The following is a 15,822-nucleotide window of genomic DNA, read 5'->3' as shown; positions in this document are numbered from 1 at the left end:
GGGCGCGGTGGCGCCATATCAGCGTGGGAGCTGATCCACGCGCTGCCAGCGCTCGTCCACGCGCACTTCATGGGGAAGAAAGCGCGCCTTGTAATTCATCTTCTGGCTGTCGGCGATCCAGTAGCCCAGATAGACATAGGGCAGGCTCATGGAGCGTGCCTGATCGATCTGCCACAGCACGTTGAACGTGCCGTAGCTGGCCTGGTCATCGGGCTCGTAGAAGGTGTAGACGGCGGACAGCCCGTCTTCCAGCACATCGAGGATGGAGACCATCTTCAGCCTGCCGACTGCGCCGTCGGCCGCCGGTGCGCGGAACTCCACAAGCCGTGAGTTGACGCGGCTTTGCAGCAGGAACTGCGTGTACTGGTCCACGCTGTCGTGGTCCATGCCGCCGCCGCTGTGACGGCTTTGCTGGTAGCGCAGGTACAGCTGGTAATGCTCGTTCGAGTAATGCAGGCGCTGGATCGATGCCGTGAGATCGGCGTGGCGCACGGCGGCGCGGCGCTGGCTGCGGTCCGGGCGGAAATCGTGGACCAGGATGCGCATGGGCACGCAGGCCCGGCAACCATCGCAATACGGCCGGTAGGTGAACATTCCGCTGCGGCGAAACCCCAGGGAGACCAGCTCCGAATAGGCGCTGTTCTGGATCAGGTGGCTGGGCGTGGCCACTTGCGAACGCGCCAGCCGGCCATCCAGGTAGCTGCAGGGATAGGCGGCTGTGGCGTAGAACTGCAGGGCCTGCAGCGGAAGATCGTTCGGGTGCGTCATGGTGTGCTGGCGGCAGCCGGTGATGTGCTGCCGGCGTCACCGGACGGCGGCAGCAACTCGTTCCAGTATACGTTTTCGAATTGCCAGTGCATGGGCGACAGCTGGCTTTGCTCTGCCACGGTGCGCAGGAACTGGGAGCGGGGCATCTCGCGCGCGCCCAGCGAAGCCAGGTGCTGCGTGGCCTGCTGGCAATCGATTTGCGCGGCGCCTTGGTGCCGGCACAGCGCCACCAGTGCCGACAGTGCGATCTTGGATGCGTCTGTGGCATGCGCGAACATGGACTCGCCGAATACGGCGCGGCCCAGCGCCACGCAGTACAGGCCGCCCACCAGGCGCCCGTCGATCCAGGTTTCCACGCTGTGGGCTGCACCCTGGCGGTGCAGTTCGGTATAGGCGTCGAGAATTTCCTGCACGATCCAGGTGCCATCCTGATCGCGGCGCACCGTTTGGGCGCAGTGCTGCATCACGGCCTCGAAAGCGCTGTCGATGCGGATCTCGCAGCCGGCGGTGGAGCGAAAGCGCTGCAATGTCTTGCGCAGGCTGCGGTGCAGCCGGAACTGCGATGTCTGCAGCACCATGCGTGGATCGGGCGACCACCATAGCGTGGGCTGGCCTTCGCTGAACCAGGGAAAAATGCCCTGGCTGTAGGCGATGCGCAGGTGCGCCGCATCCAGCGTGCCGCCTGCGGCCAGCAGGCCCGGAATCGGGTCGTTGGGGCCCCATGCCGTTTCCACAGGAGGGAAGGCCTGGTGGGGAATGAGCCATGGGAGGGGGTGGGACATGATCGGGTGCGGACTGAAAAATAATGGATTCGTGCTTCTCTGCAGCCGCAGTCTTGCACAAACCATGGTGAAGAGGGTTGCGTGGATGCGAGAGCATCGCCTGGCCGGGGTAAGTGAACCTCCTACGCGGCCTTGTCCCGCCGGGGGACAGCGCCGCCAGGCCGGGTTGGCTATCCTGGGCTTGTCTTCTTGCGGATGCATGGCTTTCGCTGCGAAGACATCGAAGGAGGATGAGCGATGTTTTTCAGCAAAATCTTTGGCGCAAGCCTTGCCGAGCCGCGCTATATCCGTCGCACCCGGGCCTACCTGCAGGAGGCACGCATGGCGATGCTGGAGCACACCATTGCTGCCGAATACTACAAGTCCTCTGCGGACATGTATGCGGAGCGGGCTGCGCGGCTGGAGGAAGAGCTGCGTGCATGGGAAGAGGGCGTGGAGCAAGCGCGCGCTGCGCACGGTGCGCGTCGCGCACATGCCAAGCACGGCAAGCCTGTCACCGTGGAGTCGGTCGCCCCTGCCGCAGCGCCGAGCACGCCGACTGTCGGCATGGTGCGCGCAGCCTGAGCAAACAAAAAAGCCCGCATGCGCTGGCATGCGGGCTTTTTATCTGGCTCCTCAACCTGGGCTCGAACCAGGGACCTACGGATTAACAGTCCGGCGCTCTACCAACTGAGCTATTGAGGAATATGTTGGTGCTGGGCCCTGTGCGATTGCAAGGCCGCTGAAATTTGGCTCCTCAACCTGGGCTCGAACCAGGGACCTACGGATTAACAGTCCGGCGCTCTACCAACTGAGCTATTGAGGAATATGTGTCTATCGACAAAGATCCTGTGCGATTGCAGGGTCTTGAAATTCTTTGGCTCCTCAACCTGGGCTCGAACCAGGGACCTACGGATTAACAGTCCGGCGCTCTACCAACTGAGCTATTGAGGAACAAGACCTAGATTATATGACGTAAAAAACACGTCACAGAAAACTCGGGGAATTTTTTTCAGCAGGCCTGCCGCAGGCCTTCATTCTCAGGGCTCTGGCCTGAACCACAGCCACACCAGCACGCAGCCCATGGACGTCAGCGCCACGGCCTGTACCCAGGCGGGCGGGCGTGTCCACAGCAGGATGACGGCGCACAGGCTCATCATGGCGCTGGCGCTCCATTTGGCGCGCCGGCTCACGCAGCCACCCCGCGCCCAATTGCGCAGCATGGGCCCGAACAGGCGATGGCGCCACAGCCAGGTGTGCATGCGCTGCGAGCTGCGCGCCGCGGCCCATCCTGCCATGAGCACGAACACCGTGGTGGGCAATCCTGGAATGAAGATGCCGGCAATGCCCGTCGCCAGGCTCAGGCAGGCAAACAGCTGCAGCGCCCAGCGCAACGGCGCGGCCGGCATGCGGTGCAGGGGCGGGGGATCATCATCATTGAAGGCCTGCGCCATGCCTGCCTGCGCAGTGGCATCCGGCTGCCGGGCCTGTGCCGCGGGTGTTTGCTGCGCGCCTGTGTCACGGTCCTCTGAGGACGCGGCGGCTGACTCTCTGGCGGTGCTGGGCATGCTGCGATTGTGCCAGCGCGGTGTGGCCATGGCGGCCAAGGGGCCCGAGAGGGGGTGATCGGGGGGGCGAAGCAGGTGGGTGTGGTCAAGGTGCGCGGTGCGCCCGCTATGCTTGGCGACCCGCATTTCCTGCATCACCGTGCACTGCCATGACTGTACGCACCATATTGAAAATGGGTGATCCGCGCCTGCTGCGCGTCGCCCAGCCCGTGACCGAATTCGACACCGACGAACTGCACCTGCTGCTCAGCGACCTGCTGGACACCATGCATGCCGCCAATGGCGCGGGGCTGGCCGCGCCGCAGATTGGCGTGGACCTGCAGATGGTGGTGTTCGGCTCCGGCCTGCCCAATCCGCGCTACCCCGATGCACCGGTGGTGCCGCGCACCGTGCTCATCAACCCGGTCATCACGCCCATCGGCGAAGACGAACAGATGGACTGGGAAGGCTGCCTGTCCGTACCCGGCATGCGTGGCATGGTGCCGCGCTGGAGCCGTATCCGCTACACGGGCTTCGATGTCTTTGGCGATGCGATCGATCGCACGGTGGATGGCTTTCATGCGCGGGTGGTCCAGCATGAGTGCGACCACCTCTGGGGAAAGCTCTATCCCATGCGCATGCGCGACTTCCGCCAGTTCGGCTTCACCGATGTGCTGTTCCCCGGCATCAGCGCTGCCGAGGATGACTGAGCGGACTTGCTTGCCGCTGTAATTCCAGGATCTGCGGTCAGGTCTTTGTATACAAATCGGTAGACAATTTTTCCATGCTGGCGCCGTACAGTGGCACTTCCCGCGAAGGCGGGGATTGTGTGCGTGCGCCCGCCAAGAGCTGCCAAGCAGCCACCGGGCTTCGCGATGCAGGATGCAGGAGAGCGCGGCCTATCGGGTCGGCGGCAAAGGGTGCGCGGGGGTGTGCCTGCCGCCAGCCGGCTGCCGCGTACTTGTCCGGCGTTCTGTGAACAAGAGGACAAGGAGACAGCAATGGAAAAAAGTTCTGGCAATGCGCCGGCCCTGGGCGCAGACATCCGCCCGGAGGACGAGCAACTCGGCCTCACGGCCAACACCCTCTATGGTTTGCAGCATGTGCTGACCATGTACGGCGGCATCGTGGCCGTGCCCCTGGTCATGGCCAATGCGGCGGGCATGTCGGCGGCCGACACGGGCCTGCTGATCACGGCCTGCCTTTTCATGGGCGGGCTGGCCACGCTGCTGCAGACGCTGGGCATTCCGTTCTTCGGCTCGCGCCTGCCGCTGGTGCAGGGCGTGTCCTTCTCGGGCGTGGCCACCATGGTCAGCATCCTGCATACGGGCGGCGGCATGCAGGGGGTGCTGGGCGCCGTGCTCTTTGCCTCGGTGTTCGGCCTGATCATTGCGCCCATCTTCTCCAAGCTCACGCGCTTTTTTCCTCCGCTGGTCAATGGCTGCGTGATCACCATCATCGGCCTGTCGCTGATGCCGGTGGCCGCCCACTGGGCCATGGGTGGCAATCCCCAGGCGGCCGACTACGGAAGCATGGGCAACATCGGCCTGGCCGGGCTGTCCCTGGTCATCGTGCTGGCGCTGAGCAAGCTGGGCAACGCCATGATCTCGCGCCTGTCCATCCTGCTGGCCATCGTCATCGGCACGGCGGTGGCGGCCATGATTGGCAAGTCCGACTTTTCCGAGGTGGGCAGCGGTGCGTGGTTCGCCGTGCCCATGCCGCTGCACTTCGGCTGGCCGACCTTCAGCCTGGCGGCGACGCTTTCCATGTCCATCGTGATCCTGGTGACCTTGGTGGAGACCTCGGCCGACATCCTGGCCGTGGGCGACATCGTGGGCACCCGCGTGGATTCGCGCCGCCTGGCCGACGGCCTGCGTGCCGACATGCTGTCCAGCGTGGTGGCGCCGTTCTTCGGTTCGTTCACGCAGAGCGCCTTTGCCCAGAACGTGGGCCTGGTCGCGGTCACGGGCATCAAGAGCCGCTATGTGGTGGCCTTCAGCGGGCTGATCCTGATCGCCTTCGGACTGCTGCCCATCATGGGGCGCATCGTGGCCTGCGTGCCGCCCTCGGTGCTGGGCGGCGCGGGCCTGGTGCTCTTTGGCACGGTGGCAGCCAGCGGCATCCGCACGCTGGCCAAGGTGGACTATCACAACAACATGAACCTGATCATCGTGGCGGCGTCCATCGGCATGGGCGTGCTGCCCATGGTCAAGCCGGACTTCTATCACCACTTCCCGGACTGGTTCGCCACCATGTTCCATTCGGGCATCAGCTCCACTGCGGTGACCGTGCTGCTGCTGAACCTGGTCTTCAACCACTTCAAGCAGGGCAACCCCGAAGAGCCATCGGTGTTCGGCGCCGGATCGGAGCGCGTGCTCAGCGAGGCTGTGCTGTCTGCCCTGGCCGATGGCGACCGGGTGGTCGACGGCAAGCTCTATGACCGCGAGGGCAAGCAAGTGGCCACGGTGTCGGCGCCTGCGTCCGCCATGCACTGATGGCTGCATCCCCGCCTGCCAGCGCATGAACCCGACGAGCCCGCCCTGCACAACAGGGCGGGCTTTTTTTGCGCAATCGGCTCAGACTGCCAGGGCCTGCAAAAGCTCGGTCTCTATGAGCAGCTGGCGCTGGTTGTTCTGCAGCTCCGCACCCTCGATGAGGAAGCTGTCCTCCACGCGCTCGCCCAGCGTGCTGACCTTGGCCAACTGCACGCTCAGGTGGTGCTGGGCCAGGATGCGCGCCACGGTGTAGAGCAGGCCGGCGCGGTCCGTGGCCGAGATGGACAGCAGCCAGTGCTGGGCCTTGTCGTCGGGTCGCAGCGTGACGCGCGGCGCGAAGGGGAAGCTCTTGACGCGGCGCGACAGGCGCCGGGGCGAGGGCTCGCGCAGCGGTCCGCCCTCCATCAGGGCGGCGACCAGGTCGTTCTCGACCATGTGCATGAGTTCGCGGTACTGCTCCTGCATGGCGGGCGCCACCACCTGGAAGGTGTCCAGCGCATAGCTGTTGTGGGCCGTGTGCACGCGCGCATCCAGGATGGAAAACGCTGCGCGGTCGAAGTAGCCGCAGATGCGCGCGAACAGATCGGGCTGGTCGGGTGCGTAGACCAGCACCTGCAGTCCCTCGCCCGCCAGTGAGCGGCGCGCACGCACCACGGGGCGGGTGGTGCCCACGTGGCGCGACAGGTGGCGTGTGTGCCAGGCGATGTCGGCGGCCTCATGGCGCATGAAGTAGTCCACGCCCAGCGTGTCCCAGAGCTTCTTGTGGGACTCGAAGGGCTGGGCCGTCAGCGCCAGCTGCACCAGAGCCTCGCGCCGGCGCGCCTCGATCTCGGCGGCCGCGTCGGGCGCGCGGCCACCCATTACGCGCAGGGTCAGGCGATAGGTGTCCTCCAGCAGCTTGCCCTTCCAGGCGCTCCACACCTTGGGGCTGGTGCCACGGATGTCGGCCACGGTGAGCAGGTACAGCGCCGTGAGGTTGCGTTCGTTGCCCACGCGCTCGGCAAAGGCCTGGATCACTTCGGGATCCGACAGATCCTGCTTTTGCGCGACCTGGCTCATGGTCAGGTGCTCGCGCACGAGGAACTCGATCAGCTCGGCGTCGGCGCGCGCAATGCCGTGGGCACGGCAAAAGCGCTTGGCCTCCACGGCGCCGATGATGGAGTGGTCGCCGCCGCGGCCCTTGCCGATGTCGTGGAACAGCGCGGCCACGTACAGCAGCCAGGGCTTGTCCCAGCCGCTGGCCAGCTGGGAGCAGAACGGGTACTCATGCGCATGCTCGGCCATGAAAAAGCGCCGCACATTGCGCAGCACCATGAGAATGTGCTGGTCCACCGTGTAGACGTGGAACAGGTCGTGCTGCATCTGGCCCACGATGCGCCGGAAGGGCCACAGGTAGCGCCCCAGCACCGAGGTCTGGTTCATCAGCCGCATGGCATGCGTGATGCCGCTGGGCTGCTGCAGGATCTTCATGAACGTGGCGCGGTTGACCGGGTCGCGCCGGAAGGCCGCATCCATCAGGTCACGCGCGCCGTACAGCGCGCGCAGCGTGCGTGCCGACAGGTCGGTGAGGCCCACATGGGTCTCGTACATCAGGAAGGTTTCGAGGATGGCATGCGGCTCGCGCTCGTACAGATCGTCGCTGGCCACTTCGATGGTGCCGGCCTTCTCGTAGAAGCGGGAGTTCAGCCGGATCCGCGGCGTGGGGCGTGGGTTCAGGCGCTCCTCGATGTTCAGGCGCAGGATCTGGCACAGCTGGGTCACGGCCTTGGCTGCCCAGTAGTAGTGGCGCATCAGCGTCTCGCTGGCGCGCATGGCCAGCTTGCGGCCCTCGGCCGAGGTGGAGCGGTAGCCAAAGGCCTCGGCCACGGCGGTCTGCTGGTCGAAAACCAGGCGGTCCTCGTGCCGGCCCGCCACGGCGTGCAGGCGCGCGCGTATCAGGCTGAGCATGGCCTCGTTGTCTTCGAGCTGCTGGCGCTCGAAATCGGTGATCAGTCCCTTTTCCGCCAGGGCCTGCCAGCTGTGGCCCAGGCCTGCGGCGCGGGCCAGCCAGATCATGGTGTGCAGATCGCGCAGGCCGCCGGGCGATTCCTTGCAGTTGGGCTCCAGCGAGTAGGGCGTGCTCTCGTACTTGTTGTGGCGCTGGCGCATTTCCAGCAGCTTGCCGGACAGAAAGGCGCGCGCATTCATCTGTGCCTGGTAGCGCTGCTGGAACTCGCCGAACAGCGGCTCGTTTCCGCAGATGCGGCGCGACTCCAGCAAGGCGGTCTGCACGGTGAGGTCGCGCCCGGACTCTTGCAGGCATTCGGCCAGCGTGCGCACGCTGGAGCCGATCTCCAGGCCCGCGTCCCAGCAGCTGCCGATGAACTTTTCTATGCGCGAGGTCAGCTCAGGGTCTGCCGTGCCGGTGGCCGGCAGCAGCACCAGCACGTCGATGTCGGAGTAGGGAAACAGCTGGGCGCGGCCATAGCCTCCCACGGCGGCCAGGCAGGCCTCGGCAGGCATGCCGGCGCGGTGCCACAGCGCGCGCAGCAGCGTGTCGGCCAGATCGCTCAGGTGCTGCAGCACCAGGCGCACGCCGCGCCGGCCCATGGTGGGCGCCAGCAGCGAGCCTATCCAGCGTCCGCGATCGAGGGCGTACTGCGCGCGCAACTGCTCCAGCGAATCCGGGGCTGCGGGCGCAGAGTTGGAAGGAGTGTGGTCAGTGGTCTGTTTCATGCGCGGCCAGGGCAGGGGAGGCGCCTGGAGCGGGTGCCCCGGGCGCAGTGCCATTTTGCCTGCGCATCACGCAAGAAACATGCCGAGCCTCAGCAGCTCGTGGCGGTCACGAAGGGCGGGAGCGCGGGCGAGCCGGCCGACAGGGTCATGACTTCGTAGCCCGTCTTGGTGACCACCAGGGTGTGTTCCCACTGGGCCGAGAGGCTGTGGTCCTTGGTCACGATGGTCCAGCCATCCTTGCCCAGTTCCTTGATCTCGCGCCTGCCCAGGTTGAGCATGGGCTCGACGGTGAAGACCATGCCCTCTTCGAGAACGGTGCCCGTGCCGGGGCGGCCATAGTGCAGGATCTGCGGCTCTTCGTGGAACTTCTGGCCGATGCCGTGGCCGCAGAACTCGCGCACCACCGACAGGCCGTGGCCTTCGGCAAAGGTCTGGATGGCGTTGCCGATGTCGCCCAGCGTGGCGCCGGGCCTGACCTGCTGGATGCCCAGCCACATGGCGTCGAAGGTCAGCGCCGACAGGCGCTTGGCCGCGATGGAGCACTCGCCGATCAGGAACATGCGGCTGTTGTCGCCGTACCAGCCGTCCTTGGTGATGACCGTGACATCCACATTGACGATGTCGCCCTTCTTGAGCGGCTTGTCATTGGGGATGCCGTGGCAGACCACATGGTTGACCGAGGTGCACAGGTGCCCGGGATAGGGCGGGTAGCCAGGCGGCTGGTAGCCGATGGTGGCGGAGACCGTGCCCTGCTGCGCCATGCATTCGGCGCCCAGCCGGTCGATCTCGGCCGTGGTGATGCCGGGCTTGATGTGGGGGGTGATGTAGTCCAGCACTTCCGAAGCCAGGCGGCATGCCACGCGCATGGCTGCGATGTCTTCGGCGCTCTTGATGGTGATGCTCATGCCCGCAATTATCCCATTGCGCCTTTGGACGTGCAGGGGTAAGGGGCGGCTGTCGCCACCGGGACGGCGCAGCCCGGTAAAATGGCGGCCTCACCGATTCAGCGCCTTGCGGCCTGCCCCCAGCCGGGCGGGGCCGCAGGGCGCTTTTCACAAGCCTCCTCACCCAACAGGCCGCCACGTGACCTTGCATCTGACACAGTTCGAGGGTGGAAACGCTCTCAGCTCGTTCCGCGCCCAGCAGCTTCTGACCGACCTGGTCGCCATCCATCCCAAAATCACCGGCATTGCCGCGCGCTTCGTGCACCTGGTGGCCACGGACGCCGCACCCACGCCCGCATTGCAAGAGCGCCTCCAGGCGCTCTTGACCTATGGAGATCCCTACGAAGGCCCGCAAGGCCCGGCCGATGGCACCGCCCTGGTGGTCACCCCGCGCCTGGGCACGATCTCGCCCTGGGCCTCCAAGGCCACCGATATCGCGCGCAACTGCGGCCTTGAAGTCTTCCGCGTCGAGCGCATCACCGAGTACCGCGTGATCCTCAAGAGCGGCCTGCTCGGTGGCAAGCCCGAGCTGTCGGCCGAGCAGACCGCGCAGATCGCGGCCCTGCTGCACGACCGCATGACCGAATCGGTCTTCGCCACGCGCGCCGAGGCCGAGCAGCTGTTCTCCGCCCTGGAAGCCGCTCCCATGGAGTTCGTCGATGTGCTGGGCGGCGGCCGCGCGGCGCTGGAGACTGCCAACCGCCAATGGGGCCTGGCACTGGCCGACGACGAGATCGACTACCTGGTCGACGCCTTCAAGGGCCTGCAGCGCAATCCCACGGACGTGGAACTGATGATGTTCGCGCAGGCCAACAGCGAGCACTGCCGCCACAAGATCTTCAACGCCCAGTTCACCATTGACGGCGTGGCCCAGGACAAGAGCCTGTTCGGCATGATCCGCCACACGCACCAGGTCTCGCCCCAGCACACGGTGGTCGCGTACTCGGACAACGCCTCCATCATGGAAGGCCATGAGGTCGAGCGCTTCGTCGCCACCTTCGAGGCGGCCCTGGACAAGATCAAGGCGCCCAGCTACCAGAAGAAGAAGGCCGTCAACCACGTCCTCATGAAGGTGGAGACGCACAACCACCCCACGGCCATCTCTCCCTTCCCCGGCGCATCGACCGGCGCGGGCGGCGAGATCCGCGACGAGGGCGCCACGGGCCGCGGCTCCAAGCCCAAGGCCGGCCTGTCGGGCTTCACGGTCTCCAAGCTGTGGGGCAGCGAAGTGGGCAAGCCCGAGCACATCGCCAGCCCGCTGCAGATCATGATCGAGGGCCCGCTCGGTGGCGCGGCCTTCAACAACGAGTTCGGCCGTCCCAACCTGACCGGCTATTTCCGCGAGTATGAGCAGCAGGTCGGCGTGGGTGCCGATGCCGTGATGCGCGGCTACCACAAGCCCATCATGATCGCGGGCGGCCTGGGCGTGATCGACTCCGAGCTGACGCGCAAGATCGAGTTCCCCGCCGGCACCCTGCTGATCCAGCTGGGCGGCCCCGGCATGCGCATCGGCATGGGCGGCGGCGCTGCCAGCTCCATGGCCAGCGGCACGAACGCGGCCGAGCTGGACTTCGACTCCGTGCAGCGCGGCAACCCCGAGATCGAGCGCCGCGCCCAGGAAGTCATCAACCACTGCTGGGCCCAGGGCGACAAGAACCCCATCCTGGCCATCCACGACGTGGGTGCCGGCGGCCTGTCCAATGCCTTCCCCGAGCTGACCAACGATGCGGGCCGTGGCGCGCGCTTCGACCTGCGCGCCGTCAACCTGGAGGAATCCGGCCTGGCGCCCAAGGAAATCTGGTCCAACGAAAGCCAGGAGCGCTATGTGCTGGCCATCGCGCCCGAATCGCTGGCCGAATTCACGGCCTTCTGCGAGCGCGAGCGCTGCCCGTTCGCCGTGATCGGCACGGCCACGGAAGAACGCCAGCTGGTGCTGGAAGACACTGCGGTGGCCTCGGGCGACCAGAAGTTCCCCGTGGACATGCCCATGAACGTGCTGCTGGGCAAGCCGCCCAAGATGCACCGCGACGTGGCCACCGTGCAGCGCGAGCTGCCGCCCATGGACCTGACCGGCGTGCCGCTGGAAAAGGCCGTGATCGACGTGCTGGCCCACCCCACCGTAGCCTCCAAGCGCTTCCTGATCACCATTGGCGACCGGGCCGTGGGCGGTCTCACGCACCGCGACCAGATGGTCGGCCCCTGGCAGGTGCCCGTGGCGGACGTGGCCGTCACTCTGGCCGATTTCCAGGGCTTCAAGGGCGAGGCCATGGCCATGGGCGAGCGCACGCCGCTGGCGGCCATCAACGCGCCGGCGTCGGGCCGCATGGCCGTGGCCGAGGCCATCACCAACATGCTGGCCGCGCCCATCGAACTGTCCAGGGTCAAGATGTCGGCCAACTGGATGGCGGCCTGCGGGGAGCCCGGCGAAGACGCGGCGCTCTACGCCACCGTCAAGGCCGTGGGCATGGAGCTGTGCCCGCAGCTGGACATCTCGATTCCCGTGGGCAAGGACAGCCTGTCCATGCGCACCCAGTGGAACGAGGGCGGCCAGGTCAAGAAGGTGACCTCGCCGGTCAGCCTGATCATCACGGGCTTTGCCTCCATCGACGATGTGCGCGGCACGCTCACGCCCCAGCTGGATGCCTCGGAAGACGACAGCACCCTGGTGCTGGTGGACCTGGGCCGCGGCAAGATGCGCATGGGCGGCTCCATCCTGGGCCAGGTGCTGGGCCAGACCGGCAACGAGACGCCCGACCTCGATGACGCCAAGGACCTGATTGCCCTGGTCGATGCCGTCAACGACCTGCGCGCCAAGGGCCAGATCCTGGCCTACCACGACAAGGGCGACGGCGGCCTGCTGGCCACCGTGGCCGAGATGGCCTTTGCCGGCCATGTGGGCGTAGCCATCAACGTGGACATGCTGGTCACCGAAGGCGACGGCATCAGCGACAGCCGCATGGACTCGGGCGAAGGCAAGAACTGGGCCTCCCAGATCAGCGGCCGCCGCGACGACATGACGCTGCGCGCGCTGTTCAACGAAGAGCTGGGCGCCGTGCTGCAGATCCGCACGGCCGACCGCGCCGCCGTGCTGCAGACCCTGCGCGAGCATGGCCTGTCCACCTGCAGCCACATCATCGGCAAGACGCGCCCCGTCTCGTCCAAGGTCGATGCGGGCAAGGGCGAGCTGCAGGTCTGGCGCGATGCCAAGTCCGTCTTCGGCGCCTCGCTCAGCGACCTGCACCAGGTCTGGGATGCCGTCAGCTGGAAGATCGCCCAGCAGCGCGACAACCCGGCCTGCGCCGACAGCGAGCACGCCGCAGCCGGCGAGCCTGCCGACCCCGGCATGCACCTGCACCTGACGTTCGACCCGGCCGAGAACCCGGCCGCACCCTTCCTGAACCTGGGCGCGCGGCCCCGCGTGGCCGTGCTGCGCGAGCAGGGCGTGAACTCCCATGTGGAAATGGCCTACGCCTTCACCGAGGCCGGCTTCGACGCCGTGGACGTGCACATGACCGACCTGCAAAGCGGCCGCGCGCAGCTGCAGGACTTCGCCGGCGTGGTGGCCTGCGGCGGCTTCAGCTACGGCGACACGCTGGGCGCCGGCATCGGCTGGGCGCGCTCCATCACCTTCAACGACAGCCTGTCCGCGCAGTTCCAGCAGTTCTTCGGCCGCAGCGACACTTTCGGCCTGGGCGTGTGCAACGGCTGCCAGATGTTTGCCGAGCTGGCCGACATCATTCCCGGTGCCCAGGACTGGCCGCGTTTCACGCAGAACCAGAGCAACCGCTTCGAGGCGCGCCTGTCCATGGTGGAAGTGCTGGAGTCGCCCAGCCTGTTCCTGCAGGGCATGGCCGGCAGCCGCCTGCCCATCGCCGTGGCCCACGGCGAAGGCTTTGCCAACTTCCGCTTCCGCGGCAATGCGGACAAGGCCATCGCCTCCATGCGCTATGTGGACAACCACGGCAAGGCCACCGAGCAGTACCCGTTCAATCCCAACGGATCGGCCGGCGGCCTGACGGCAGTGACCACGGCCGATGGCCGATTCACGGCCATGATGCCCCACCCCGAGCGCGTGTTCCGCAACGTGCAGATGAGCTGGACCAACGGCGACAAGTCGGAATTCAGCCCCTGGATGCGCGTGTGGCGCAACGCCCGCAAGTGGCTGGGCTGATGCACTGAGCGACGCTGCAAAGCAGACAAAGGCCCTTTGGGGCCTTTTCTTTTTTCTGTTTCTTTTTGGCGGCTGCCGTTACGGCGCCAGCATCTGCGCCGTGCGCGCGCGGGCCTGCTGGACCAGGGTGGAGATCAGCACCGTCTCGGGCAGGTTGTGCCAGTAGCGGCGCGGCATCTCGCGCAGCATGGCCTGCTCCTTCAGGCGCGCGGGGTTGAAGGTGCTGGCGTAGTAGGTCAGCCACAGGGCCTCGCCCGCGTCGGCTGGCGGGGCATCGCTGCGGCGCGCGCCGGGCGCCAGGCGCAGCGCATGGCCGTCCCAGTGCGCGCTGCACTGCGGCGTGAGGATGGCCCAGTGCATGTTGGCAAAGCGCTTGCAGAAGAAGGGCGCCGCCGCGCGCACGATGTGGTGCTCGGGCTCGAACCAGGCAATGTGCAGCTCGGGCAGGTTCTGCCGCTGGGTCGTCCGAAAGCGCACGAAGGCGTGCATCTTGTGGATCTCGCGCGAGACGGGGCGGGCCAGGGCCTCGATGGCGCGCCAGTCCGCATCCAGCGCATCCAGCCGCAGTTCGGGTCGGGCCTGCATGCGCGCCAGCCAGCGGTGGCAAAGCTCGAAGCGGCCTGCCGCGCGGTGCATGCAGGCATGGCGCAGGGCGGACATCTGGGTGTCCGACAGGGACAGCCCTGCCTCGCCGGGGCCGGCCAGCCCGGCAAGCGCCGAGGCGGGCATGGCCTGCTGCGGCGCGCTGGAAAACAGGTCCACCCCCGCGCCGAGTGGCTGCGCACCCCGCGTGTCGGGCCACCGCCAGCGCACCGCAGCGGGGTCGGCGCCGTGGGCCAGCAGCGCCCGGCAGGCTGCGCGAAAGCCGGGCCAGTCGTCGGGGCTGTCGAGTTCGATGGTGAGGGCCTGTCCGTGCATGGCGTGCTCCAGGTTCTAGAACAGGCTGGCCTGCAGTGCGCTTTGCACGCGCATGCCGCTGTGCCGCGCCTGGGCCTGGCTGGCCTGCGACTGCGCGATCAGCCGCGTGCGCAGCGCGGCCGAGTCGGTCTCGCCCAGCAGGGGGCGGTGGCCGTCGATCAGCACGAAGGGCAGGGCCTTTTGCACGGGGGCGCGCAGCCGCAGCAGGTCGTCCAGCCGCAGCCTGCGCACGCGGCGCGCCGCCAGGAGGCGCTCCACCGTCTGCGTGCCCAGGCCCGGCACGCGCAGCAGCAGGCTGCGCGGAGCACGGTTGAGGTCCACGGGGAACTGCTGGCGGTTGGCCAGTGCCCAGGCCAGCTTGGGGTCGATCTCCAGGTCCAGCATGCCGTGGCGGCTGGCCGCCGCGATCTCGCCCGCCCCGTAGCCGTAAAAGCGCATGAGCCAGTCGGCCTGGTAGAGCCGGTGCTCGCGCATGAGGGGCGGCGCCTGCGGCGGCAGGTCGCGCGAGGCATCGGGAATGGGGCTGAAGGCCGAGTAGTACACGCGGCGCAGGCCGTAGCCCGCATACAGCGTATGGCTGGACTCGAGGATGTCGGCATCGGTTGCGCGGTCGGCGCCCACGATCATCTGCGTGCTCTGCCCGCCCGGCGCGAAGCGCGGCACGGCGGCGCGCTGCGCGGGCGCGCCGGGCAGGGACTGCGCCTGGCGCTGCTCGCGCGTGGCCGCGCGCCAGGCCTGCACATGCCGGTCCACGCCCTGCATGGCCTGGCGTATGCGCCGGCCGTCCTTTTCGGGCGCGAACTGCGCCAGGCCGCTGGCCGTGGGCAGTTCCACATTGATGCTCAGGCGGTCGGCATGGCGGCCTGCCTGGGCCAGCAATTCGGGGGCGGCATCCGGGATGGTCTTGAGGTGGATGTAGCCGCGAAAGTCATGCTCCTCGCGCAGGCGGCGGGCCACTTCCACCAGTTGCTCCATGGTGTAGTCGCTGGAGCGGATGATGCCGCTGGACAGGAACAGCCCCTCGATGCAGTTGCGCCGGTAGAAGTCCAGCGTCAGCTGCACCACCTCGGCCACCGTGAAGCGGGCGCGCTGCACGTTGGAGCTCTTGCGGTTGATGCAGTAGCGGCAGTCGAAGATGCAGACATTGGTCAGCAGGATCTTGAGCAGCGAGATGCAGCGCCCGTCGGGCGCATAGCTGTGGCAGATGCCCATGCCGGTGACCGAGCCCATGCCCTTGCCGTCCAGCGAGTCGCGCCCCTGCGATCCGCTGGAGGCGCAGCTGGCGTCGTACTTGGCGGCGTCGGCGAGGATGAAAAGTTTGCGTTGCAGCTCCATGGCTGTATGAATATACAGTATATTTGCCTGACACATCCGGTTTTTCGAGAGCCCATCCCCCAGCCAGGGTCTGGTCCGGCCTTGCCTGGCTCCGGTTTGAACGCACTGTCGGGCTATCGCAATGGCCAGCGGATTGCAATGGTTGCCAGTGCAATGGAATGAAACCGT

At 66.9% G+C, this 15,822-nt stretch carries 11 protein-coding genes and 3 tRNA genes; 4 read left to right on the top strand and 10 right to left on the bottom strand.

From position 1 onward, the window contains the following. Window positions 1–18 precede the first annotated feature (18 nt). Together DTS01S_RS12980 and aat are read right to left on the bottom strand one after the other, a co-directional pair. Window positions 19–768 carry an arginyltransferase gene (locus DTS01S_RS12980; RefSeq protein WP_016451368.1) on the bottom strand — a complete coding sequence of 250 codons (750 nt, stop codon included), beginning with the start codon at window positions 766–768 and terminating at the stop codon, window positions 19–21. After that, on the bottom strand, window positions 765–1,550 hold the full coding sequence (gene aat / locus DTS01S_RS12975; protein WP_026062764.1) for a leucyl/phenylalanyl-tRNA--protein transferase: 786 nt from the start codon (window positions 1,548–1,550) through the stop codon (window positions 765–767). Before aat ends, DTS01S_RS12980 begins: the two co-directional genes overlap by 4 nt. A gap of 237 nt (window positions 1,551–1,787) precedes the next feature. On the opposite strand from aat, the gene DTS01S_RS12970 reads away from it, so the two are divergent. Further along, window positions 1,788–2,114 carry a hypothetical protein gene (locus tag DTS01S_RS12970; protein ID WP_017406867.1) on the top strand — a complete coding sequence of 109 codons (327 nt, stop codon included), beginning with the start codon at window positions 1,788–1,790 and terminating at the stop codon, window positions 2,112–2,114. A gap of 44 nt (window positions 2,115–2,158) precedes the next feature. Here DTS01S_RS12970 and DTS01S_RS12965 read toward each other — a convergent pair. From DTS01S_RS12965 to DTS01S_RS12950, 4 genes are all read right to left on the bottom strand, one after another. Beyond that, a tRNA-Asn gene (locus DTS01S_RS12965) sits at window positions 2,159–2,234 on the bottom strand. Window positions 2,235–2,279: 45 nt separating this feature from the next. Then, a tRNA-Asn gene (locus tag DTS01S_RS12960) sits at window positions 2,280–2,355 on the bottom strand. Window positions 2,356–2,407: 52 nt separating this feature from the next. Continuing rightward, window positions 2,408–2,483, bottom strand: a tRNA-Asn gene (locus tag DTS01S_RS12955). Between the two features lie 86 nt (window positions 2,484–2,569). Continuing rightward, a complete protein-coding gene (locus DTS01S_RS12950) occupies window positions 2,570–2,983 on the bottom strand; it encodes a YbaN family protein (RefSeq protein WP_026062075.1) in 414 nt (137 codons plus the stop codon). 263 nt (window positions 2,984–3,246) lie between these two features. On the opposite strand from DTS01S_RS12950, the gene def reads away from it, so the two are divergent. Together def and DTS01S_RS12940 are read left to right on the top strand one after the other, a co-directional pair. Further along, entirely contained in the window at window positions 3,247–3,786 is a 540-nt protein-coding gene (gene def / locus DTS01S_RS12945; RefSeq protein WP_016450766.1) for a peptide deformylase, read from the top strand. Window positions 3,787–4,077: 291 nt separating this feature from the next. Next, entirely contained in the window at window positions 4,078–5,571 is a 1,494-nt protein-coding gene (locus DTS01S_RS12940; protein WP_016450767.1) for a nucleobase:cation symporter-2 family protein, read from the top strand. Between the two features lie 81 nt (window positions 5,572–5,652). Here the strand turns inward: DTS01S_RS12940 and DTS01S_RS12935 are convergent, their stop codons facing one another. Beyond that, a complete protein-coding gene (locus DTS01S_RS12935) occupies window positions 5,653–8,286 on the bottom strand; it encodes a [protein-PII] uridylyltransferase (protein ID WP_026062074.1) in 2,634 nt (877 codons plus the stop codon). 89 nt (window positions 8,287–8,375) lie between these two features. Continuing rightward, the gene (map, locus tag DTS01S_RS12930) at window positions 8,376–9,191 is read right to left on the bottom strand and encodes a type I methionyl aminopeptidase (RefSeq protein WP_016450769.1); all 816 of its coding nucleotides are present in this window, start codon (window positions 9,189–9,191) and stop codon (window positions 8,376–8,378) included. 178 nt (window positions 9,192–9,369) lie between these two features. Here map and purL point away from each other — a divergent pair, with 178 nt between their 5' ends. Then, the gene (gene purL / locus DTS01S_RS12925) at window positions 9,370–13,401 is read left to right on the top strand and encodes a phosphoribosylformylglycinamidine synthase (RefSeq protein ID WP_017404181.1); all 4,032 of its coding nucleotides are present in this window, start codon (window positions 9,370–9,372) and stop codon (window positions 13,399–13,401) included. A 78-nt stretch (window positions 13,402–13,479) separates the two neighbouring features. On the opposite strand, the gene DTS01S_RS12920 is transcribed toward purL, so the two are convergent. Continuing rightward, window positions 13,480–14,319 (bottom strand): TIGR03915 family putative DNA repair protein, encoded by an 840-nt coding sequence (locus DTS01S_RS12920; RefSeq protein ID WP_061287849.1) that lies wholly within the window; start codon window positions 14,317–14,319, stop codon window positions 13,480–13,482. 15 nt (window positions 14,320–14,334) lie between these two features. Next, the gene (locus DTS01S_RS12915) at window positions 14,335–15,654 is read right to left on the bottom strand and encodes a putative DNA modification/repair radical SAM protein (protein ID WP_016450772.1); all 1,320 of its coding nucleotides are present in this window, start codon (window positions 15,652–15,654) and stop codon (window positions 14,335–14,337) included. Window positions 15,655–15,822 lie beyond the last annotated feature (168 nt).

Source organism: Delftia tsuruhatensis NBRC 16741, assembly GCF_001571325.1.
In the GTDB taxonomy this organism is placed as follows: domain Bacteria; phylum Pseudomonadota; class Gammaproteobacteria; order Burkholderiales; family Burkholderiaceae_C; genus Comamonas; species Comamonas tsuruhatensis.
The sequence above is the reverse complement of the archived record's forward strand: the minus strand, read 5'-3'. Positions and strand labels throughout refer to the sequence as shown.

Coding starts and splice junctions, on each gene's coding strand:
- DTS01S_RS12950 (WP_026062075.1), bottom strand. CDS start 2,983: ATGGCGCAGGCCTTCAATGATGATGATCCCCCGCCCCTGCACCGCATG.
- def (WP_016450766.1), top strand. CDS start 3,247: ATGACTGTACGCACCATATTGAAAATGGGTGATCCGCGCCTGCTGCGC.
- DTS01S_RS12935 (WP_026062074.1), bottom strand. CDS start 8,286: ATGAAACAGACCACTGACCACACTCCTTCCAACTCTGCGCCCGCAGCC.
- DTS01S_RS12980 (WP_016451368.1), bottom strand. CDS start 768: ATGACGCACCCGAACGATCTTCCGCTGCAGGCCCTGCAGTTCTACGCC.
- map (WP_016450769.1), bottom strand. CDS start 9,191: ATGAGCATCACCATCAAGAGCGCCGAAGACATCGCAGCCATGCGCGTG.
- DTS01S_RS12940 (WP_016450767.1), top strand. CDS start 4,078: ATGGAAAAAAGTTCTGGCAATGCGCCGGCCCTGGGCGCAGACATCCGC.
- DTS01S_RS12970 (WP_017406867.1), top strand. CDS start 1,788: ATGTTTTTCAGCAAAATCTTTGGCGCAAGCCTTGCCGAGCCGCGCTAT.
- aat (WP_026062764.1), bottom strand. CDS start 1,550: ATGTCCCACCCCCTCCCATGGCTCATTCCCCACCAGGCCTTCCCTCCT.
- DTS01S_RS12915 (WP_016450772.1), bottom strand. CDS start 15,654: ATGGAGCTGCAACGCAAACTTTTCATCCTCGCCGACGCCGCCAAGTAC.
- DTS01S_RS12920 (WP_061287849.1), bottom strand. CDS start 14,319: ATGCACGGACAGGCCCTCACCATCGAACTCGACAGCCCCGACGACTGG.